General features: G+C 42.2%; 18 protein-coding genes. 8 read left to right on the forward strand and 10 right to left on the reverse strand.

The window, feature by feature from the left end; all coding sequences use genetic code 11:
- Positions 1–48 precede the first annotated feature (48 nt).
- Positions 49–354 (forward strand): DUF2627 domain-containing protein, encoded by a 306-nt coding sequence (locus MHI27_RS22140; protein ID WP_405174720.1) that lies wholly within the window; start codon positions 49–51, stop codon positions 352–354.
- 173 nt (positions 355–527) lie between these two features.
- Here the strand turns inward: MHI27_RS22140 and MHI27_RS22145 are convergent, their stop codons facing one another.
- From MHI27_RS22145 to MHI27_RS22155, 3 genes are read right to left on the reverse strand one after another with little or no spacing between them, the layout of a single operon-like run.
- A complete protein-coding gene (locus MHI27_RS22145; protein ID WP_405174721.1) occupies positions 528–2,387 on the reverse strand; it encodes an ABC transporter ATP-binding protein in 1,860 nt (619 codons plus the stop codon).
- Positions 2,368–4,101 (reverse strand): ABC transporter ATP-binding protein, encoded by a 1,734-nt coding sequence (locus tag MHI27_RS22150; protein WP_405174722.1) that lies wholly within the window; start codon positions 4,099–4,101, stop codon positions 2,368–2,370. Before MHI27_RS22150 ends, MHI27_RS22145 begins: the two co-directional genes overlap by 20 nt.
- Positions 4,102–4,118: 17 nt before the next feature.
- Positions 4,119–4,328, reverse strand: a complete 210-nt coding sequence (locus tag MHI27_RS22155; protein ID WP_042129770.1) for a hypothetical protein — start codon at positions 4,326–4,328, stop codon at positions 4,119–4,121.
- Between the two features lie 158 nt (positions 4,329–4,486).
- Between MHI27_RS22155 and MHI27_RS22160 the strand changes: the two genes are divergently transcribed.
- Positions 4,487–5,056 (forward strand): thymidine kinase, encoded by a 570-nt coding sequence (locus MHI27_RS22160; RefSeq protein ID WP_042129772.1) that lies wholly within the window; start codon positions 4,487–4,489, stop codon positions 5,054–5,056.
- 139 nt (positions 5,057–5,195) lie between these two features.
- Here the strand turns inward: MHI27_RS22160 and MHI27_RS22165 are convergent, their stop codons facing one another.
- On the reverse strand, positions 5,196–5,714 hold the full coding sequence (locus MHI27_RS22165; protein ID WP_405174723.1) for a DinB family protein: 519 nt from the start codon (positions 5,712–5,714) through the stop codon (positions 5,196–5,198).
- A 137-nt stretch (positions 5,715–5,851) separates the two neighbouring features.
- Here MHI27_RS22165 and MHI27_RS22170 point away from each other — a divergent pair, with 137 nt between their 5' ends.
- From MHI27_RS22170 to sda, 4 genes are all read left to right on the forward strand, one after another.
- Positions 5,852–6,517 carry a hypothetical protein gene (locus MHI27_RS22170; protein ID WP_143764067.1) on the forward strand — a complete coding sequence of 222 codons (666 nt, stop codon included), beginning with the start codon at positions 5,852–5,854 and terminating at the stop codon, positions 6,515–6,517.
- A complete protein-coding gene (locus tag MHI27_RS22175; protein WP_042190409.1) occupies positions 6,498–7,025 on the forward strand; it encodes an accessory gene regulator ArgB-like protein in 528 nt (175 codons plus the stop codon). The genes MHI27_RS22170 and MHI27_RS22175 overlap by 20 nt, the downstream gene beginning before the upstream one ends.
- 137 nt (positions 7,026–7,162) lie before the next feature.
- Complete coding sequence (locus MHI27_RS22180; protein ID WP_042190411.1) at positions 7,163–7,495, forward strand: LytTR family DNA-binding domain-containing protein; 333 nt, start codon at positions 7,163–7,165, stop codon at positions 7,493–7,495.
- A 215-nt stretch (positions 7,496–7,710) separates the two neighbouring features.
- Positions 7,711–7,884 (forward strand): sporulation histidine kinase inhibitor Sda, encoded by a 174-nt coding sequence (gene sda / locus MHI27_RS22185; protein ID WP_081382883.1) that lies wholly within the window; start codon positions 7,711–7,713, stop codon positions 7,882–7,884.
- Between the two features lie 183 nt (positions 7,885–8,067).
- Here the strand turns inward: sda and MHI27_RS22190 are convergent, their stop codons facing one another.
- From MHI27_RS22190 to MHI27_RS22205, 4 genes are all read right to left on the reverse strand, one after another.
- Complete coding sequence (locus MHI27_RS22190) at positions 8,068–8,376, reverse strand: hypothetical protein (RefSeq protein ID WP_042190413.1); 309 nt, start codon at positions 8,374–8,376, stop codon at positions 8,068–8,070.
- A gap of 119 nt (positions 8,377–8,495) precedes the next feature.
- Positions 8,496–9,155, reverse strand: a complete 660-nt coding sequence (locus MHI27_RS22195; protein WP_042190416.1) for a helix-turn-helix domain-containing protein — start codon at positions 9,153–9,155, stop codon at positions 8,496–8,498.
- A 485-nt stretch (positions 9,156–9,640) separates the two neighbouring features.
- Positions 9,641–16,060, reverse strand: a complete 6,420-nt coding sequence (locus MHI27_RS22200) for a phosphodiester glycosidase family protein (protein ID WP_405174724.1) — start codon at positions 16,058–16,060, stop codon at positions 9,641–9,643.
- A gap of 116 nt (positions 16,061–16,176) precedes the next feature.
- The gene (locus MHI27_RS22205; protein ID WP_339266282.1) at positions 16,177–17,088 is read right to left on the reverse strand and encodes a LysR family transcriptional regulator; all 912 of its coding nucleotides are present in this window, start codon (positions 17,086–17,088) and stop codon (positions 16,177–16,179) included.
- Positions 17,089–17,251: 163 nt separating this feature from the next.
- Here MHI27_RS22205 and MHI27_RS22210 point away from each other — a divergent pair, with 163 nt between their 5' ends.
- Complete coding sequence (locus tag MHI27_RS22210) at positions 17,252–18,001, forward strand: SDR family NAD(P)-dependent oxidoreductase (protein WP_076299525.1); 750 nt, start codon at positions 17,252–17,254, stop codon at positions 17,999–18,001.
- A gap of 60 nt (positions 18,002–18,061) precedes the next feature.
- Here MHI27_RS22210 and MHI27_RS22215 read toward each other — a convergent pair whose 3' ends face one another.
- On the reverse strand, positions 18,062–18,352 hold the full coding sequence (locus tag MHI27_RS22215; RefSeq protein WP_042190426.1) for a MazG nucleotide pyrophosphohydrolase domain-containing protein: 291 nt from the start codon (positions 18,350–18,352) through the stop codon (positions 18,062–18,064).
- A gap of 310 nt (positions 18,353–18,662) precedes the next feature.
- Positions 18,663–19,151 carry a hypothetical protein gene (locus MHI27_RS22220; protein ID WP_339266286.1) on the reverse strand — a complete coding sequence of 163 codons (489 nt, stop codon included), beginning with the start codon at positions 19,149–19,151 and terminating at the stop codon, positions 18,663–18,665.
- A gap of 312 nt (positions 19,152–19,463) precedes the next feature.
- On the opposite strand from MHI27_RS22220, the gene MHI27_RS22225 reads away from it, so the two are divergent.
- Positions 19,464–21,206, forward strand: a complete 1,743-nt coding sequence (locus MHI27_RS22225; RefSeq protein WP_405174725.1) for an ABC-F family ATP-binding cassette domain-containing protein — start codon at positions 19,464–19,466, stop codon at positions 21,204–21,206.
- The last annotated feature ends 79 nt before the right edge of the window (positions 21,207–21,285 follow it).

A 21,285-nucleotide genomic window follows, 5' to 3' on the forward strand; every position in this document is an offset into this window, starting at 1 on the left:
GTTATCATATGGTTGAATCTAATGGGCTAAGAGGGGTAGGAGACACTTATGAAACTATTAATTTCACGCTTCATTGCCATCCTTATTCTTGTGTTTCCTGGTTTAATCGCAATGAAGGGCTTCTTAATGATGAAGGACGATATTTTTGATTATATCTCTATGCATGGCGATGACTCCGTTGTTCCAGATTTCGCTTGGCTGCATTTCGGCGGAGGGTTTCTTCTCTTTGCAGCAGGTATGACTTTCCTTGGCGGCTGGATTCTAACAAGAGACCGCAAACGTAATTATGTTGGCCCTCGGTCCAAGGAGAAACAAAAAGCGAAACAAGCTGCCGCGCAAGAAACGATCTCATAAGCAGCTTAATCATCCCCTCATTGTACAACCGAAATCTATTGCACATTCTGCAATTAAACCATCCAACAGCTCACTTCATATGTATAATGAATATCCACACATTACATAAAGGCGAGAGTTTTCATGGACGCGACCTGCGCTTCCTTGAAAACTCCCGCCTTTTTATGCACAGCTTAAAGCCTAGCCTTATCAAGCACTTCCCTACGACCGCCTTGCACCAACTCGCTGTACAAGCCACCTTGCTTCAACAACTCCTCATGGGAGCCCTGCTGCAGCAATCTGCCCCCTTGAAGAACAAGAATTCGATCAGCTGCACGGATAGTGCCCAGTCTATGGGCAATAACGAAGCTGGTCCGTCCCTTCATTAGCGCCTGAAGTCCTTCCTGAATCTTGATTTCGGTCACCGTATCGATACTGCTAGTGGCTTCATCAAGAACAAGCATCGAAGGATTGGCAAGAATGGCTCTTGCAATGGATAGCAATTGCTTCTGTCCTTGGCTTATACCGCTACCATCTGCAGAGAGCATTCGATCATAACCTTCCGGCATACGGATAATAAAAGAATGAGCGTTAGCCAGCTTGGCCGCCGCCTCGACCTCTTCATCGGAAGCATCCAGTCTACCGTAACGAATATTATCGCGGATGCTGCCCTTGAATAAAAAGGAGTCCTGCAATACAAACGCCATATGGCTCCTCAGGCTTTCACGCCGAATCGAAGTGACATCTAAGCCATCCAGCGTAATCTTACCCTGATTAGGATCATAGAAACGAGATAACAGCCCGATAAGTGTTGTTTTGCCGGCACCGGTAGGTCCTACTAAGGCAATCATCTCGCCAGGCTTCGCTTCAAAGCTAATATCATGCAGTGTGTTAGAACTTCCGTCATATGAAAAAGATACCTTTTCGAACTTCACTGCACCTTCAACTTTAACCAGCGAAGTGGCTGCACCTTCATCTTTAGCTTCCGTCTCTTCGTCCAGCACTTCAAACACTCTTTCCGCTCCTGCAACCGCTGACAGTAGTGTATTCCACTGATTCGCTAAGTCATTAAGAGGGCGAGTAAATTGACGCGTATATTCTACAAACACAATAATCACACCGACCGTAATCGCTCCGCGAATCGCTAACAAACCACCGACTCCAGCCACAATAGCGAAGCTCAAATTATTAAGTCCATTCATCAGCTTAGGAATGAAGCCAGAAATCGACTGTGCCCAGTATCCAGAGAGCATAATTCGCTCATTGCGTTCATGAAAACCAGCGATGACCCGTTCCTCTTGTGAAAAAGCCTTGATAATCCGTTGACCGGATAACGTCTCTTCTATATAACCGTTTAACTCACCCACATTGCGCTGACGTTCCTTAAAAAGCGGACCCGTACGCCGAGTAATCCAGCGCATGCCTAATAACATCAACGGCACAACCAGGAACGTGAGCAGCGTCAATAGAGGACTGAGCCAGAGCATTACCCCCACCGTTCCGAGCAATGTCAAAACACTGGAAAAGATCTGAATAGCTGAGCTATTCAGCGTAGAGCTGACGTTCTCAATATCGTTGGTGAGGCGACTCATAATTTCGCCCTGCTGTCTCCGATTAAAAAATGAGATGGGCAACCGATGAAGATGGGAAAACAACTCCGTGCGCATCCGATATACGGTCTCCTGGGCAATTTCAATCATCCATATATTTTGCAGCCAAGAAGTTAATGAATAGAAGATATAAACACTAGCTAGACTGATCAGAAAAATCGTCCACGATCGTCCGCCAGTGCCTTCCAGATAATCATCCACAGCTTTACCAATCATATAAGGCCCGAGCAGTGCTAAAGCCGAGCTGAAGACTACCATTAACAGAACGAGAAAAAGCTTAGCTTTACGCTCGGCAAGGTAGCTCCAAATCCGCATGAGCGTGCCGCCCCAATCCTTCGCCTTTGCTTTTGGCTTCCCTCCAGCAGCTGAGCCAAGGCTTCTTCCTGCTCCAAGCTCAATGACGGGTTTTGGGTGACGAAAGGGTTCAAGAATTGCTTTGAACATGCTGCTTCGCCTCCTCTACCTGTGATTCATAAATCTTGCGGTACAGCGCAGAGCTTGTCATAAGCTCGTCATGTGTTCCCTTACCGATTAAGCGTCCTTCGTCCAACAGCAGAATCAAATCTGCAGATGCTGTAGAACTAATCTTCTGAGTAATCAGGAAGGTTGTACATGAAATCTCTTTCAGTGCCTCCAGCAAAAGTCCTTCTGTCACAGCATCAAGCGCACTCGTACTGTCATCGAGGATCAAAATAGCAGGTTTCCTCACAAGCGCCCGAGCAATGGTCAACCGTTGCTTTTGCCCACCAGACAGATTTACCCCTCGCTGACCAAGCATTGTGTCATAACCATTGGGCAGATCCATCACTGTTGCGTGAATTTGTGCGGCAGCCGCTGCGTGTTCGATTTGTTCCTGTGTGGCATATTCATTGCCCCAAGCGATATTATCGCGAATCGATCCGCTGAAGAGCTGCAGTTCTTGAGGAACGTAACCGATCGATCGCCGCAATCTTGAAATATCGATATCGGTGCTCTTTTGCCCATCAATGCGAATGATACCGTCTGTCTCTTCATATAAACGTGGGATTAGACCGACAAGAGAAGACTTTCCTGATCCGGTGGCTCCCATGATCGCTACCCGCTCACCAGCAGCAACTTCAAAAGTAATATCCTCTAGCACCGAAATATCACTCTCAGGATACTTGAAGCTGATGCCTTCAAATTGGACGTGACCCTGTATCGGTTCGCCCTTTGCGGTTCCGCCTTCCTTAACTCCAGCGCCTGCTGACATCACTTCTGTAATACGCTGTGAGGAGGCACGTGCTCGGGAAATTGTAACGACAAGTCCAGATATAGCTGACAACGCTCCTATGGTTCGTAAAGAGTAGTTAATAACTGCAACAGTTTCTCCTAAAGTAGCATCCCCATTTGCAATCTCAATCCGTCCAAACCATAGGATCGACATAATCGCTGCATTCACAATAAGCATAACAAATGGCATCGTTGTCTCCGTCAAACGTAGCGCAGATACCGTGGATTTCATCAAATTCCCGCTAAAGACCGTAAAACGTCCAATCTCATGCCCCATGCGCACGAACACACGGATTAAGCGAATTCCCGTTAAATTCTCCTGGATTACACCATTCACACCGTCAAGCCGATTTTGTACGTTGCGAAATAACAAAGAAGCTTTTCTCATGATGAAGTAAAGGAAGAGAAGCAACAAAGGTAGAGCTACAGTGAGAAATAATCCCAGCTTCACATGAACAACCAATGCCATAATCACACTGCCCACCACAACCAGTGGCACCCGTGTCATAAAGCGGAGGCTCATAAATATAGTGTCCTGCAGCTGCGATACATCGCCGGTCAGACGCGTGATCAGCGACGAGGTAGCAAACCGATTGAATATTTCATATGTAAAGGATTGTACCTTTTCATATAACTTGTCCCTAAGATCAAACGCAAAGCTCTGACTCGCATGGGCAGCAAAAAAAGAACTTAATACCCCAGCTATAAACGCGACTACTGCGCTGCCGATCAATACACCGCCCCAGAGCCATACTACAGAGGAATTCTGTTCTTTAATGCCCTGGTCAATAATTTTGGAAATGAGTAAAGGCTGTGACAATTCCACCGCTAGTTCAATAAGCATCATCACTAGGGCAGCTATTGCAGCGACTTTATATTTTTTGAGAAAAGAGAAAATCAAACCCATTCGCATACCCTCTTTTTCTATTCGTACAGTGCATCCCTTAAACGAGTCGACATTGTGGAAGCCTGCCCAGTTTTCATTATTGCCCGCCGCAGCGCTTTATTGCTTCGATTCAATTCCACCAAATCTGCCATCATCTCTTCCAGCAAAGCCTCAGCCTCGATAGAAAGATTTCCATTCTGCTGAATCAGAGCTAACCGTTCCTTGTATTCGTCTATTTTTTCAGTCACACATATTACTTCCTTTCCAATCACATGATTCCTTTTATCATACCACATTCAATTCTATCGTAATGTTTTCACTGGATACAGCTGACACGAATATGATACTCTAATAAGGTCGCATTTTTAAGATTAGATAATTGGCTTATACGAAAGGATAGATGGAAGTGGCACAATTGTTTTTCAAATACGGAGCAATGAACAGCGGTAAATCTATTGAGATACTCAAGGTTGCGCATAATTATGAAGAGCAAGGGAAATCGGTGCTCATTTTCACTCCATCCATAGACGATCGGGACGAAGTTGGTTTTATCTCCTCCCGTATTGGGCTGCGGAAACAGGCCATACCCGTCGACGAGAATACCGATATTTATAATATCGTCAGCAGTAACCAGCCCAAACCCCACTGTGTACTAATTGATGAATGTCAATTTCTAAGCAAGGACTGCATTCTACAGCTAGTACGGATTGTAGATGAACTAGGCATTCCCGTTATGGCATTTGGACTTAAAAATGATTTCCAGAACCAGCTATTTGAAGGCAGCAAATACATGCTGATTTACGCTGATAAAATCGAGGAAATGAAGACCATTTGCTGGTTCTGCGAGCGCAAAGCAACGATGGCTCTAAGAGTAGAAAATGGTAAGCCTGTATACAGCGGCAAGCAAATCCAAATTGGCGGCAATGAAGCCTACTATCCAGTATGCCGTAAATGTCACAAGAATCCTCCACTATAAAATATACCCACAAAGTGAGGCTTTGCTTCGATGCTTACTCAGGTACATTTCGGGGGGCCCCAAATATATACCTTTAGCTAAAAAAGCATTCCGAAGCCGCAATGGCCTCAGGAATGCTTTTTTTTAAAATAAAACTCGATTAAACCAGATATCTTTCTTTAAGAATATTCAAATGATGATGATCATGCCCAATCATTACGCACGCCACTGCTCTCGCGGATATGTTTGCATTGTTAACCGTTCCCTTACGAGTCCATGCATCTTCCGGCAAAGTGTCCAACAGAGCTTGCGTTGACTCTCGGACAAGCTTGTAATGAGCCAGTAGTTTTTCTAGAGTGTGTGCTTCAAAATTTGCGGTAGGCACATAGTCCTTTTCATCAAAGCCCGCCAGCGGGGTCTTATCTCCTCTTGCAACGCGCAACAAACGATAAGACATAATTCTTCCAGTATCCGCTAGATGGCCAACCATTTGCTTAATACTCCATTTATCAGGAGCGTAACGATGCTCTCCTTGTTCTTCCGTAAGGTTCGAAATAAAGCTACAAATCTCATCCGTCTGCGCTCTAAAAACAGTACAAATGTCCCCTTCAACTGGCACTAAATCGACATACTTTGATAATTCTTCAAGATACTCACTGCTTTCTGGACGTCGATCCATGTCTAAACCCCTCTCATTTTGAATTTTTTTGAAAAAATAGGAGGGAAATTATACTGTAGTTGTTGTATTTTAGTCCATTTTATACGATACTTGCAATAATAGGGTTAGTTAAACTAGAAGTCATCGGGAGTGTCGGCATGATAGATTTTATGCTTTTTATGATATTTTCAATACTAGAGACCTATGCAATGTTCTTTCTGGCTTTCAAAATTTTCAAAATTGACTTATATCATAAAGAGATGTTGTTTGCTAGTTTTATTATGGGCTTTTTTTCTTATACCCTTAGAATCAACTATGGGATAGCTTCATTAGATACTTTCTCACAATATGCACTAATGTTTTGTTTTATGTGGATGTTATTCCGGATTCATCCCTTCTACGCTTCCATATTAACCGGAATGGCTTATCAAGCTTACTCGGTGATTCAAACCATAATTATGTATCTATTAGACTCTGTAATCAACATGCCTCTAAATACTTCGGAACCGATTACAAAAAACATAATGACAATGCAGATATTATCAGCATTAGCCGCGGTTCTCATTGGTATGTATGTGGGTCATAAACGTATTGGATTTGACTTTGTACCTGACAAACCCGATGTAAGAATTAAACCAACGACTAGCGAAAAATTATTATTTGCTCTTAATCTTCCTACAGTAATTGTCGTTACTTTACTCACCTACTTTTTTGAATCTTTTTTCTCTTTCTTCATCCCAATTTTTTATGGAGTACTATTATGGGGATATCTATATTTCTCACACAAAAAGGATAGAAATAACTATGAGTCATTTAACTTTTAAAATTGTTGAGCTCATTAAGAAAAGTAATCCAGAGCAAACGCATTCCATTGAAATCATGCATTATGCCCTTAGCATTATTTTAAATACTTTATTCATTATTATAACTTCGTTATGCATCGGCGGGCTCACTGGACAGCTAAAGGAAACATTCTTAGCCTTATTTAGCTGCATGCTCCTAAGAATGTCTTCTGGTGGAGTGCATTTAAAATCCGCAAGGTCCTGCAATATTGTATCTATCTTTATCTGTTCACTGATCCCTCATATCACTTATCTAATACATAACCATATCCTTTGGATTAATCTTTTTTCTTTGCTTGTAATGATCTTATGTGCTCCAAATCCTGATGCTAATGCGCAAATCCCCAAAGAATGGTATTTGGGTTTAAAGATCATTTCCATAATTCTGGTTTCTTTGAATTTTTGGATCCATTCGTCTGTCATTGGATTGGCATTTTTAGTTCAATCCTTTACAGTTATAATTCCATTACAAAGGAGGCCAATCAAATGAAGAAAAATTTAGCTCGTTATGCTTCTAACCTATTAGGTATTTCTGCTGTTGTTTTTGCAACAATTCTGAAACCACTTGCTAACAGCCCTGAGATTCCAAAAGAACTGCGCAAGTAATCAAACAAGGATGGGGAAAAGATGCGTGTCTTACAGAAAGACGGTTCCTCTAGTGATATTCTAGAGGAAGATATATTGTATTTCTCCAATTATAAGAATACAATATTCGTCCATACGAAAGAAGGCGAATTTATTCTCCCCACCACGCTTTCCGATCTTTCCGTAGCGTATGAGGGTAAGGGATTCGAACGCCTTGACCGCAGCAACGTCGTTAATATCAACAACATAGAAGGCTATGATCCCGGACGCAAGATTGTATGCTTTAATCAAGGTAAGCAGTTCACTACCGTTTCGGAATCCAATGAACCTCGCCTAAAGAAGTACTTATCTACTCATAAGAAAGATTCTGATTAAAACAATCCCGACATGTACTAAACATGTCGGGATTGTTTTTGTTTATAAAATTCAAAGTAAACCAATCCATTATCACACAAAATAGCTATTATGCCATAATTCCCCTAAGATGTAAAGAAAAATTCATAGGATGAATGACAGGAGACGGATTGTATTCCAAATGATACCATATATATAAATGTGTAATAAAAACAAATATATGATGGAGGAACCAAATGAATTACTATTTTCATCCCTCACCACGCCCCTCATCTCTTGAATCAATATCTGATGAAGAATTACTTAACATCTATAAATTAGCGCTTGAGGCACAAGCTTTACCAGATTTCATAGAGATTGTTAGAGAGATCTTAGACAGTAGAGATCTCATACAAACTGAAAAATCATAACATCCCCATACACAAATTAATTCGCAAATTATGACATAATTACATAACTTCCTATGGCTTCACTGCGAGTGTTCTCTAGATTGTCTTCATGTTAACATCATCAACATAAAGAAGGTAGAGCCTCCTTAAGGCCCTACCTTCTTTATGTTCAGTAAGGACTACTCCCTGAAATAGAGTAATCTTCTACTCCGTAATTTCCGTTTTAAATACATTTTCCAATTTTCCGCCAAGTCTTTTCTTCAAAGGAACTTTAATATCTCTACCCAGCTCTTTGAAAAATGTTTCTACATCGCATTTCACATTTTGTGCAGTCGCAATTACAGCGCCATCACCAACAATATTTTGATTCTCTTCAAGAGGAACATCAACTTCGATATCATACTTTTTGGATAATGTCTTGATGTATCGTGCGAAGATCTCCAGCAATTCCTCGTTATTAAAATTCTCTATAGCGACTTTTCCCTTGCTGGTAAACTTCATGTTAATTTTCATTATTAATATCCCCTTTTCTGTCAAACCATTTTTAGTTGTTAGTTTATGGATCAAGATGAATAGATGGCTGCAAGAAAGGGCAACATTATTCATTTTTGAGATCATTTATGAAACACACATTATTTATAAGCACCCTTTATCTGTTGTACTTTAAACTGCGTAAATTCTTTGAGCGCTTGTATGACCTGATCCTGTTCTTCTTCCTTCAGCTCATAAACGCACTCCCGTAACCACTCGCCAAATAGAAAGGCTTGACGCCCTTTCCGAGGGCTCTTTCTTAAGGAGTCGAGGCAACCCTCAAACTTATCGTTCAGGACGTCGGTAAGATTGTATTTCTCAATCTTCTCTATTACCATTCCTGCCCCATATTCCGTTTCATAAACTATGACTTCATTAGAATCAAAGGAAACGTAAGATGTTTCTTTACCTTCCTTTGCCCTGAATTCCTTAAGCTTGTTAAATGCCGTCTCATAAATGTAGTCCTGAGACTGTTTAAGCTGTGGCAGCTCATAACCATGCTTCAAGGTCTTGATATATTCAATATCTGGCATATAGTCTGCCAAATGATACATCCGATTCTTCAGATCTGTTCCAAGTGCTTCGATGATCTTGTCCAGATTGTCTTTTAGCGGAATACTCTCTCCACGCTCGATCTTGCTAAGCTGTGAGTAACTTATGCCGCTCTTTTCTTCCAGTCCTCTTAAGGTTAACCCTCTCGTCTTTCTGATGTGCCGAATGAAATTACCCAGCTCATCGGGATAGTTCTCAAAATCATTCATGGGAGTCACCTCCCTACTATCATAACACAACATAACAATTTGTGTTGGCTTATAACAATTAATACTAGTAATTACTTGCCTCTGAAGGGTGATTCTCAGTACCAAAAACCCAATATAATACTACATTTCCAAAAAAACGGATAATATTTGATACTCATCTGCCAGGCTCTGGATTGTAATCGTTGGTTGGGAATTACAGCGTATCGGACCGAGGAGATCTTATTAAGCTGATTTATGCCATTTCACCCAGCTATCGGACTCAGATGCAACTGTTCATTAAAATATACTACGGTTCGGTGCAAAAGTATGACAATAAGAGTTATGATGTCCGAAAAATTGGAAAAAGACCAAGAAGTTGAAATAGCTGCAATACAGTCCATAACGATCCCAAACCATCTACTGTCTGAGAACCATTGTGTGCTTCCAGCTAATCCAATTAGTTAAAAAAACAGCCAGTCCCAACAACCTGGAACTGGCCATAATCGTTACTTCATAACACTCAACAGATTGAGGATCATCTGTGCACTTTCGGCACGTGTGCCGTTTTGCTTCGGAGCAAATTGCGCTACAGCACGTCCCTGCATCAATCCAAGTCTGTACACCTCGCTGATAGCCTCTTGAGCCCATTGTGGTGCAGTGCCAATATCATTAAATGCTGAAACGTTAAGACTAGCTACAGATACGCTGTTCTTGGCGTATGCATATGCACGAGCCAGCATCGCTGCCATCTCTTGACGAGAGATCCTGGCATCCGGTTCAAACAGTAAAGCGGTCTGACCGTTAACAATTCCAGCTTGTTTTGCTAACCCTACTGCTTCTGCATACCATTTATCAGCAGGTACATCAGTGAAACCAGCTTCTGCCTGACCTTTTAAGCCAAGCGCACGGACTAACATCGCTGTAAACTCCGCACGTGTAACCGCACGGTTTGGATCAAAACGATCCACAGCTACCCCCTGTACAAGCTGTTTTGCCGCAAGCTGCTTCACAGCAAGGTAAGCCCAGTGATCCGGCTTCAGATCATTGAATGTTTTGTCATATTCTAATACAACATATTTACTAAAATGACTGACAGCAGCAGATAGATAACCATTCATCCATGTACTGCTCATATACTCCAACTTACCGGCATCATCCATAAAATAAATACCCAGTAAGCTTTGCTCTACAGTCGCACCGACCTTATATGAAATCGTGATCGGCTCTGCAAACTGTCTTAATGAGAAGGACTGGCCATTTTCTGTGAGGATGCTGAGCGACCATTCTTGCAGATCACTTTTCGCTCTCAATTGTGCTCCAGCTAGTGTACCTGCACGATCCAACAGATCCACGGCTGTATTACTAGCTAAAGTGTTCAACCGTAGTGAAATCGTACTCTTGGCAAGAGCCTCAGCTGAGATTAGCTTACTAAGTTCTGCCAGTACTGTAGCAGGAATCGTAACGGATAAATCCTGCATAACCACTCTAAGCGGTGCGCGTCCAAGCAGTTCAACCACATTGCCTGGCAAAAGCAATTCCGTAACCGATCCGTCAACAGAAACCACAACTTCACCTTGAGCATTCTTGTTCTCTGACAGTTGAGAGGCTGTTATAGTTACTACACCTGTTTGTGCAGATGCCGACGGAGTTGGTGTCGGTGTAGCAGTTGGCGTTGGTGTCACAGCAGGTCCCGGCACCCAGCCTCCTGGTGTTGGTGTTGGCTCTGGGCTTGGTGTTGGAGTCGTACCTGGCGTGCTCTTAGTTACTGTCAAAATATATTCAGTGCTGAACCCCTTATAAACAGCGCTGACTTTTGTTATACCAGCACTCAATGCGTGAAGCTCCCCATTCTCACTAATCATTGCAATGGAATGATCAGATGTATCATACCTTACGGTCTCGACCAATTCTTGCTTGCTTCCGTCACTATATACCGCCTGAACAACAACGGAGCCTTTATTTCCCTGTTCCAGCGAATCCGGCCCTTTTATCGTTATTTCCGTAAGAATAGGAGCCTCATCATTTGTTACGACGAGACTATACTCCGAGGCGAACTCCCTGTAGGTTACTGAGATCACAGTAGAGCCTTCCTGATGAGCCTCGACCAAGCCCTGTTCATTGATTGTAGCAATATGCTCATTCGAGCTGGAATAATGAAGTCCATCCAATATTGGGATTCGTTTACCGGATGCATAGACTGCTTCGGTGACTGTCTGGTCGACCTCTGCTGGTTTAAGCTGTCTTTTACCCTGAAGCTTAATTGCTTGCAGCGCATCTACAGTTATCGTACTTTCGGCAAAAATATTCGGGTAACCTGCCACTGTGACTCTTATCTTAGCTGTCCCTGGCTTCAATGCAGTAACCAAGCCATTTTCATTTACAGTAACAACTGATTCTGCCGGATCAGGAACGATGGACCAAATCTTCGTCAGATGATTAGCCTCTTCTGGCCCCACCTTAGCTTGCAATTGCAGGCTAGCCCCAGGCTCAAGCTCTACAACAGTTTGATCAAGCGTAATGGATTCCGGATCCAATTTGCCGATCACTAAACGGTCAATCTCAACCCCGTCTACTGTTCTTGCGGTAACCGTAATCTCGTTCTTCTCAATCTCAACAGCCGTATAGATTTGCTCATCTTCGTCATATATTTTTTCCTGCCAAAAACGTGGCGTTAGCGCATAGAACTTAGGACCGGAGGAACCGCCGATAACATATCGTGTGCCTTCGCCTTCTGCTACCTGTTTACCATCCTTCATTGGAAAAGTTCGCAAGTAAATATGATCATGACCGTTCATCACTAGATCCACATTATGCTTATCAAACACCGGCACCCACTTTGCTTGCACCTGTTCATTCGAATAGATGCTGCCATAGGGCCCTTGATGGAAAAAAATCACCTTCCACTTTTTATCTGTAGCTGATAGATCCTGATCCAGCCACTCTGCCTGTTCAGTGAATGGAGCACCTGAATGCTCTGTATTCATAACCACAAAATGTGTATCCTGAATGTCAAAAGAATAATTCGTACCTTTTACGCTCGCCGCACCGTTTTGCGGGTTATTGAATTGCGCCAGGTAATCCCCATCGCCATTGGTTCCCATCACTTCATGGTTCCCAATAATCGGAACAAGCGTGGTATTCATCAGCTGCTTTTGGGCTGCATCAAACCACCAGTTCCACTGCTCTTGTTCAAAGCCTTTATCCACCATATCTCCAGCGTGAACCAGCATTTCAGCATCCGGCATATAGGCAAAAGCAGCCTCTATCGTATTGCCCCAAAGACCAAATCCCGCTTTAGAATCTGCTTGAGAATCTCCGATAAACAGGAATTTTGTAGAAGCGCTCTCCCCTCCGCTTGTAACGAAGGTTCCTTGCTCACTTACATTTGACTCCCCATCCCCCACACGATATACATATTCGGTTCCAGGGATAAGCCCTACTGCCTCCGCTTTATGAACTCGCATCGTTCCATCATTGTTGGTGTTGTAAATTGAACTGTTGCCGGTAATTTTTGTTACATTCAGGGCTTGAAAGCTTGTGAACTCTGCTTTTTTCACAAGTTCTACTACAGTATTCATGGTTAGCGGTTCTGTCTGCCAAGTAAACTGGCGAGAAGTCGCTGCATCTTGGCCCATCGTAACATTAACATTACGCGGGGCAGCAGTACCGTCATATGGAGCAACCTTGAACGTCATTACAGGACTATAGGTATTTCCTTTTACTGCCTGCAATTTAAAAGTTCCTTCTGCTGAAGTGACAAGGCCAGTAGTAAGTGTCCCACTTCCCCCTGAAGTTGCGCCTTGTACCTCCAATCCATCGAACAACAGTTTCGCACCTTCAACGACACTTCCATTCAGATCTTTTACCGCAAAAGACACATCAAAGCCCTTCGCAAGATCATAATGGTTCCAAGTGAGCATCAACTGTGTCTTTACAAGAGATTCAACAGCCGCTCCAATAAAAGAAATAGGAACCCCGGCACCTTCTGTCGAAGTTACAGATCCGGATGTATTTTCAATTACAAAAGGTTTGCTTGTCTCCCCAGCGAGCTGCTCCTGAGTAAAGGGACCCACATAATCATTTCGAACCGTATATTGAATTTGTCCGATGAGATCCGTATCTCGTAGATTGGAGGAATTGATATTCGTTAGGTTAAGACGCACAGTGCCCAAAGCTGGATCAATGATTGACTCCATTTGCGTTTCTGATACCTTATCCCCACGAATTACCTGCAAATCTTTAACTGCAGCCGGATTAAAAGCAAACGTAAGATTTCCTTCCTTCAGCTTACCCGCTTTCTCTGCCGTTACATCCAAAGTGTAAGTGTTCCCGGCATAAACGGCTTCTGGTGTTTTGTACACATAGAATGGAGAGCCCAAATTCACTGTAAAATACCATTCTTTTATCGTCTGGTTACCGCTCAAATCGCGAATGGCAACTTTTACTTTATGACGGCCTTCTGTAAGCGGAACCTTTGGTTTATAAGTGATCTGACCCTTTGGAGGATAAAAGCCATGCTCCACTATTTGATCGTCCACATATACTCGTGTTTTGTCCGGATCGATTAAGGTCGTTCCCGGATGCACCACTGGATCATAACCATCATCCTCACCATTGACGGAAAGGGTCGGCGTAGCTGTTTTGACAATTTCGTTCACGCCAGGATAGGCATCTTTAAGCACAGGAGGAGTTCTATCCTCCTCTATCGGACCATAAATGGCACGAATATCATCAACGTAAATTGCACCTGCGCTCTTGTTAAGATTGCTTGTCTCCATATAGCGAACAGGCATATCCATCGTTAACGGGGTGGCTTTCCCCTTAGGCACGGATACTTCGACGTATTTCCAACCCGTCCAGTTCACACCATTTACCTGATCGGTAAAATCCACGGGCACTGCCGCATTATTGCCATCACGAATTTGTCCCCGCAGCCAGTGCTTTTTGCCATCTCCGTAGATCCACATACTGATTTTCTCAGGATACCCCGGAATCTGAATTCGATTGGCAGTTGAGCTTGCGGCTAAATAAGCACCCGATGTGCCTGTTTTATTAACAAAATCATATTCCAGCTTTAAGGCTTTATCCCCATTACGGACAAAATCCTGATCAGTCACTTCCTGAATCGCCACACTGTTAGCTGCTGCACTGGAGGCAATATATTTATCAATGCCATTCTCAAAATCCTCCAGCATTACAGGCGGTAACCCTACATTTACTTCAAAAGAGGTCTGGGCGTCCCCGTACTTAGCATAAATCTTCCCGTTCTTCCCATTTTCACTCGTCGCTTGAAACAGACCTTTCTCATCTACAGTTCCGATCTCGCCCTCTACCCGCCATTCAAAACTATGGTTGTCGGCTTGAATTACCTGTCCATTACGTAGCGCCTTCACAGTTAATTGCGCAGCAGCACCTGAAGAATAAGTTTTGATCTCATCAGGAAACCTAAGGTCTGTGAGCTTATCCACGACTTCGATTTCCCCACTGCCTTTGACTGCCCCCACCTCTACATTTACCGTTCCTGTGCCGGCAGTGGTTCCTGCGGTGAAGACTCCGTTCGCATCGACAGTACCAAGGTCAGCGTCCACCTGCCAATTCAAAGTACCCGAATAAGGTGCCGGATGGCCGTTCTCGTCCATTCCTGCTGCTTTGAACATAAAGCTGGAGCCTTGCAAAATACGTTCCGCATTCGGTTGCACAACTAGCTTAGAAGCTGATGATTGCTCTGGGGCTGTGTTGACGACCAGCAAACCGTTGCCGGTTTTACGTTCATAGCCATCAGAGCCCTGATTCATCATTTTGACACCAGATGCACCCGGCATTCTGGCCACAAAAGTAGAAGAGCCGCCACCATCCAGATTCATGGCGTTCACAACGCCCATATCCTTCAGAATGTTGCCAAGCTCATCGGTATCTACGCCCTCACTAAAACCTGGCGATCTTCCATCCACTTCGAATAAAACGAGACTTCCGTCCGCTTTTGTCCCAATGGCTGTACGCGGATGAATTCCTAAAGGTCCTACACCTTGTTGAACTATTCCGTCTTTTACCAGCGGCCCTTCGCCGCCAATGGCTACCTTCACATCATTCCATTCTCCGCTAAGCGCAAAGGTCGCAATAACGTTATCGCCAACCGATAACCCCTGCAGAACAGCACGAGACGTTCCGTTAGCAGACAAAACTACTTTTCCTTTGGTAAGCGGCGTATTGCCTTGATTGTTGCGAATCTCAGATACCTTCAGCATCAAGGTCTGACCGCTCTTCACTTCTCCCTCGACAATATCTAGAACAACCTCGTCACCCTCATTGGTCGACTTTGTAGTTGTATTATAATCTTCCGTATAAAGAACCAGCTCATTCGTATTTCGATAACGGTTGATGCTGGTTAAATTAGTTGTTTTTCCATTAATCGTTACGTTCTTGGTCAGCTTCGGCACCCCATAAATCGAGCTGCCATCTTCTTTTAAACCGAAAGTAAAAGCTGAAATCGAACTGTTCAGGATTACACCATCATCCATAAATAATCCATTCGGAACACCCGTGGCAAAACCGGAGATTTCATAAAAATCACCGTTAATCCCTGCGATCACTCGGTTTCCAGGCGAATCCGCATAAGCGGCCATTTCTGTAACACCCTTCATACCGTATACCTTTCCATCCTTCGTACCTGCCCGCAGTTCTAAATGGCCTTGCCCTGGGTTGAACTCCACTGCATGAATCTTTTGTAAACCACGTTCATTCTGAAGATCCATCCAGGTGTACATCGCCCCATGTGCGAGCTCTGTTTGACGTACATCAATAACGGTTCCGTAGTTTGTTGCTGGTAAATCAGAAATGGAAGCGTGAACAAATACTCCCGGCTGCAACAACGAAATCAACAAAATAAAAATAACTGCCACATTAATTTGCCTTAGATACCTTCTCACTGTGTTGACATCCTCCCCACTTGGCTGTCCTAATAACGATCTGAGCTTGGACAACATCATAGGGTTATAATAACTAGGAAGCGTAAAGGTTAGATAAAATTTACCAAGGCATACTGTTAACTTCTTCTAATCCCCTCCTCAAATTCATGTTTCAACCTGTTGATGAATCTTCTGACCGTTTTCGATCCTTGTTTAGAAGCTGAAACAATGGACCCCGGAGTATTACGATCTGGTGATCGTAGCTCGATCGTCTTCATGATCTTCTGAGAACCCTCAAATGTTTTTAGAAAAGAATAATCCATCCCAATCGTGATCGCGAGTCCTGACGCAACTGCATTATCAATGGCACGGGTGTTATTGCTTGTAAAAAGAATATTCATCGGCCCAACTTTCAGTAAATAACGCTCCACAAAGTCCTGTATGTAATGATCATCGTATAAAACCAACGTCTGGCCTACTAACTGTTCGGGTGTAATTATTGTATTTAGAGCTAGTGGTGATTGAGGATGTACGCCTACAACAATCTTACCTTCCATTAATTCCTCGAATACGACTCCTTTATGTTTCTCTGATAAGCCCTCTGGCGAGACCATCAGTCCGATATCCATTTCATCCTGAAGCACATTATCCAGAATTTCTTTAGGTCCCTTTTCAAAAATCTCTATTTTCACATTTGGAAAATCCGCTTTAAAACCGGATATGACCTTCACGATTAGATGCATGGGTCCCGGAATCGTAGCAATCTTCAAATGACCACTAAGCGCATCGCTGTAGATCTGTGCTTCAGCTTTTAATTCATTTACTTTCATCAAGACTTCATTTGCTTTGCCGATAATGGCTTGTCCCTCTGCTGTGGGAACTGCTCGTTGGCCTCGCGAACGAATGAACAAAGTAACTCCAAGCTCCGCTTCCAGCAGTGTTATGGACTGGCTTATGGCAGACAGGGTGATATGACGATTTTGAGCAGCTTTGGTTAGTGAACCAATCTTTGCGACTTCTACGATATTCTCGCATTGCTCTAAATTCATTTGAATCACTCCCTAAGTTAATATTTACTTAACATCTATTAAATTTACTTAAATTTTAATTAATTTAGACAAGTGCTACAATGTAAATAAGTTAGTAAATAACCTTTTCACCTTATAAACCTATATTTCTAGTATAACTATATTTCTCGAGGAGGAGTCCCAAATGACAGACAAAAGAGTAGCCGTAATTACAGGTGGAGCCAGTGGAATCGGGAAACAAACCGCAATCAAATTTGCAAGAAAAGGTGATCAAGTGGTCGTTGCCGATTTCAATCAACAATTAGGTGAAGAAACGGTCGCACAGATCATCAAGGATGGTGGCGAAGCTATTTTCGTCAAAACGGATGTTTCAAAATACGAAGAGGTAGAAGCACTGGTTGAGAAAACCGTTGCCACATATGGAAGAATTGACGTTATGTTCAACAATGCCGGGATCGGCCGCGTCACTCCTGTACTAGACCAAGACCTTAAGGATTATCATAGTGTTATTAATGTCAATCAGCATGGTGTTGCCCACGGTATTATCGCAGCAGGTAAAAAAATGCGTGAGCTCGGCATCAAAGGGGTCATCATCAATACAGCTTCTGTATTTGGATTCCTAGCTTCCCCAGGTACATTCGCGTATCACGCTTCCAAAGGTGCGGTCATTATGATGACTAAATCCGCAGCACTTGAAATGTCCGTTCATGGCATCCGCGTGCTTGCCGTTGCTCCAGGCGCTGTAGATACGCCAATTATCCAAGGATATAAAGATCAAGGAATGGTCGACCAGATGAAGAGCAAAGTAATGGGTAACAAATTAACATTGCCTGAACAAGTTGCAGACACTGTATACTTGCTCTCCTTACCAGAAGCTAGTGCAATTAACGGTAGTGTTGTAATGGCTGATGAAGGTTATGCTTCATTTAAATAAAAAATTATAGATCAAAAAATCCAAGGCTTCCCGAGCGGGATGTCCTTGGATTGTTTTGTATTACTCCCATGATCTCTGTTCATTGATTTCCAGCTTACGTTTAAATGCCTGCTCTAGATCAATATCCAGTTTATTGGCTAGATCAAAAATATTCCACACCACGTCGTACATCTCAAATCCCAAGTTTTCTTTCTTCTCTGCACCGGGGTCGAAGGATACGGATAGCACCTCTTTGGACAATTCCCCTACTTCAGTCATTAAGTACAGCATTCTCTGCTCAATGGAGCTCGTGTCAAAACCTTTGGTTTCACTGAACTTCTTCACATACTGTTGAAACTCAGATGTATTCATTTCGTTACGCCTCGCTTTTAGGGTATAAAGTTATGTAGTTTATAAAAACGATGTCATGCGATTAGCCTAGCTCATTCCTTTATTATCATCCATTTGTTCGAAGAAAACAAACTCTCCCGTCATTACAAAAAAACGATTCTTCAGATCATTGAAGAATCGCTAAGAGAATTTATTTACTTGTTGCTGTTTCAGCCACTATCTACGCCTATGTCGGACATTTCACTGCGCGTTAATCCGCAAGTGCACGGCCAATTTCATCGTCGAACGTGCCGCACCAGTAATGGCGAGACTCTTCATCATTATTCATTTATTATTCGCCGAGCTGCTCCTTGAGCTGCACAATTTCTGTTTCCATGAAATCCACACGTTTATTCAACTCCGCGATATAGTTTCTTCGAGCCTCTTGGTCTGCTGCGCTTGTTCGGTCGGCCGCAGTAGTTTCCGCCAGTTGGATGGCTTCTTTGAGAACTTGAACGCTTGATTCTGCCCCTGCTAATCTTTCCCGGAGTTTAGCCGCTGCAATACTTGCTTTTAGCGCTGCCTTCTCAGTCTCCTTACTCTCCAATATTATCGTCTTTCCTTCAACCGTCAACCCTGCTCCGGTCGCTTCGGACATCGTGCGCACAGGTACGTAGGCCGAGTTATTTACTACAATCGCATCTGCAATCTTCTTTCCGTCTTGTTTTATCGTATACATTCCGGAAACTTTAGCGCCAATTAAAGACGAGCTCGCTGCGAATCCTATTGAACCACCAAGTAACAACGCCGCTGCTACAATCCCTACTATTTTCTTCTTCATATCTACGAACCTCCTGAGCTTATTATTCTTCCAATTATAACCAATTAATTCGTAACATGAAAGATATACTAAGAGACTCTGCCACAGCCAACTCAACTACTGACCATATGTAGTCTAGCTATAAGAAGCCATCTGAGTAAGCTTGATCCTATTGTTCCAAGTTGTGTTTTTCGATTTCACGAACAACTTTATTTCGAAATGATTGATGTTAGTTGTAAACAATGTTACTCTATCAACGGTAAACTCAAAATCTTATGCTCCTCAATACCTCTATTAGTAGTCACTATTTTAGTTATAAAGAAAGGTAACACTATGATAAAAGTTGATAATTTATCCTTCGCATTCCCGCAAAAAGAACTATATAAAAACATTTCATTTACGCTTGAAGAAGCACAACATTGCGCTTTTATAGGAACAAGTGGCAGTGGTAAAAGTACACTGATCGATATACTGATGGATCCAGAAAAATATTTGTTCGAAGGCAAGTTAGAAATTGACCCAACCTGCAAAATTGGATATGTAAGTCAGTTCTCACAAGTAGACAGAACTAAAGAAACAACCGTTTTTGAATATATAGGAGAAGAATTTATTAAGATACAAAATGAAATAACAGCTATTCTCACTGAAATGGAAACATCATCAGATATTGATTCATTACTCGAAAAGTATCAATTAGCTCTAGATGCCTTTGATTCAATGGATGGAAATGATTTTGAAAGCAATATTAATAAGAAACTAAATTTAGCCAACCTCTTGAAGCTAAAAGATGCTAGGGTATCCGATCTAAGTGGTGGGGAATTCAAGCTTATTCAAGTGATGAAGGAAATGCTGACTAGTCCAGACTTAATGATTATGGATGAGCCCGATGTATTTTTAGATTTTGAAAACCTAAATGCACTTAAAAATCTTATTAATGCTCACAAAGGAATATTGCTAGTTGTTACGCATAACCGTTATCTATTAAATCATTGTTTTAACAAAATTATACACCTTGAAAACATGGAGATCCAAGAGTTCGATGGGCGATATATTGAGTATAACTTCTCATTACTTCAGACGAAAATTGAGTTACAAGAAATCGCAGTCGCTGAACAAGAAGAAATTGAGAGATACGATAACATTATTGATAATCTTAGAGCGATCGCAACATATAATTCAGAAGCATCTAGAGGGAGAGCGTTAAAAGCTAGGGTTAAGTTTCAAGAAAGATTGGAAGCGCGAAAAATTAAAGCGCCATTCGTTGATATTAAGCAACCGAAAATCAGTTTTGGTGTGGACAATGAAATTGAAGAAGACATCACTGTTTTAAATGTGAATAATTATAGTGTTTCCTTTGATGAGTTGATTTTAGAAAATGTTAACTTTGAGATGAAACCTACAGATAAAGTAGCCCTTATCGGTCCAAACGGTACCGGGAAAACGACTTTACTCCGAGATATCTTTAAAAATAATCATGATTCAATTGAAATAAATGCTGATATTAAAGTGGCTTATCTTTCTCAGCTTCAAGACGAAGTGCTAAAGGATTCTAATACCATACTAGAAGACTTCATCGATGCTGGGTTTGCAACTTATGACGAGATTAGAGCACATCTTTCAAACTATGGCTTTGAAGGAGAAATTCTTAATCAAAAGATAGAATCTTTATCTGGTGGCGAAAAAAATATACTGCAATTGGCAAAAGTTTCTGCTAGCAAAGCAAACTTGTTGCTTCTTGATGAACCGACAAGTCATTTAGACACCTATACACAAATCGCACTGGAGAAAGCCATTGAAGACTATAAAGGTGCGATTCTCATGATTTCTCATGATTTCTATTCTGTAGTAAATGGTATGGATTATGTATTAATCATTGACGATAAGACGATTAGAAAAATGAGTATGCGAAAATTCAGAAAGATGATTTATGCCAGTCATTTTGATAAAGATTATTTAGAAAATGAACAAAATAAAAAAGCAGTTGAAATGAAAATAGAATTAGCTTTAAAAGACAATAATTTTGAACTTGCAAAAGGTATGGTTGACGAGCTAGAAGAGCTGATTAAGCTGCTTTAAATACAACCCTCTGGTGGGAAAATGTCTACAAAAAAGACACTGATGAATAAGATTGATATGCTCCCGTCATAGTAGACAG

Source organism: Paenibacillus sp. FSL H8-0261, from assembly GCF_045040645.1.
GTDB lineage: Bacteria > Bacillota > Bacilli > Paenibacillales > Paenibacillaceae > Paenibacillus_AQ.

What these genes read in the sequence shown, in the direction of transcription:
- MHI27_RS22140 (WP_405174720.1), top strand. Translation starts at nt 49, where the DNA reads ATGAAACTATTAATTTCACGCTTCATTGCCATCCTTATTCTTGTGTTT.
- MHI27_RS22145 (WP_405174721.1), bottom strand. Translation starts at nt 2,387, where the DNA reads ATGTTCAAAGCAATTCTTGAACCCTTTCGTCACCCAAAACCCGTCATT.
- MHI27_RS22150 (WP_405174722.1), bottom strand. Translation starts at nt 4,101, where the DNA reads ATGGGTTTGATTTTCTCTTTTCTCAAAAAATATAAAGTCGCTGCAATA.
- MHI27_RS22165 (WP_405174723.1), bottom strand. Translation starts at nt 5,714, where the DNA reads ATGGATCGACGTCCAGAAAGCAGTGAGTATCTTGAAGAATTATCAAAG.
- MHI27_RS22170 (WP_143764067.1), top strand. Translation starts at nt 5,852, where the DNA reads ATGATAGATTTTATGCTTTTTATGATATTTTCAATACTAGAGACCTAT.
- MHI27_RS22175 (WP_042190409.1), top strand. Translation starts at nt 6,498, where the DNA reads ATGAGTCATTTAACTTTTAAAATTGTTGAGCTCATTAAGAAAAGTAAT.
- MHI27_RS22180 (WP_042190411.1), top strand. Translation starts at nt 7,163, where the DNA reads ATGCGTGTCTTACAGAAAGACGGTTCCTCTAGTGATATTCTAGAGGAA.
- sda (WP_081382883.1), top strand. Translation starts at nt 7,711, where the DNA reads ATGAATTACTATTTTCATCCCTCACCACGCCCCTCATCTCTTGAATCA.
- MHI27_RS22190 (WP_042190413.1), bottom strand. Translation starts at nt 8,376, where the DNA reads ATGAAAATTAACATGAAGTTTACCAGCAAGGGAAAAGTCGCTATAGAG.
- MHI27_RS22195 (WP_042190416.1), bottom strand. Translation starts at nt 9,155, where the DNA reads ATGAATGATTTTGAGAACTATCCCGATGAGCTGGGTAATTTCATTCGG.
- MHI27_RS22205 (WP_339266282.1), bottom strand. Translation starts at nt 17,088, where the DNA reads ATGAATTTAGAGCAATGCGAGAATATCGTAGAAGTCGCAAAGATTGGT.
- MHI27_RS22210 (WP_076299525.1), top strand. Translation starts at nt 17,252, where the DNA reads ATGACAGACAAAAGAGTAGCCGTAATTACAGGTGGAGCCAGTGGAATC.
- MHI27_RS22215 (WP_042190426.1), bottom strand. Translation starts at nt 18,352, where the DNA reads ATGAATACATCTGAGTTTCAACAGTATGTGAAGAAGTTCAGTGAAACC.
- MHI27_RS22220 (WP_339266286.1), bottom strand. Translation starts at nt 19,151, where the DNA reads ATGAAGAAGAAAATAGTAGGGATTGTAGCAGCGGCGTTGTTACTTGGT.
- MHI27_RS22225 (WP_405174725.1), top strand. Translation starts at nt 19,464, where the DNA reads ATGATAAAAGTTGATAATTTATCCTTCGCATTCCCGCAAAAAGAACTA.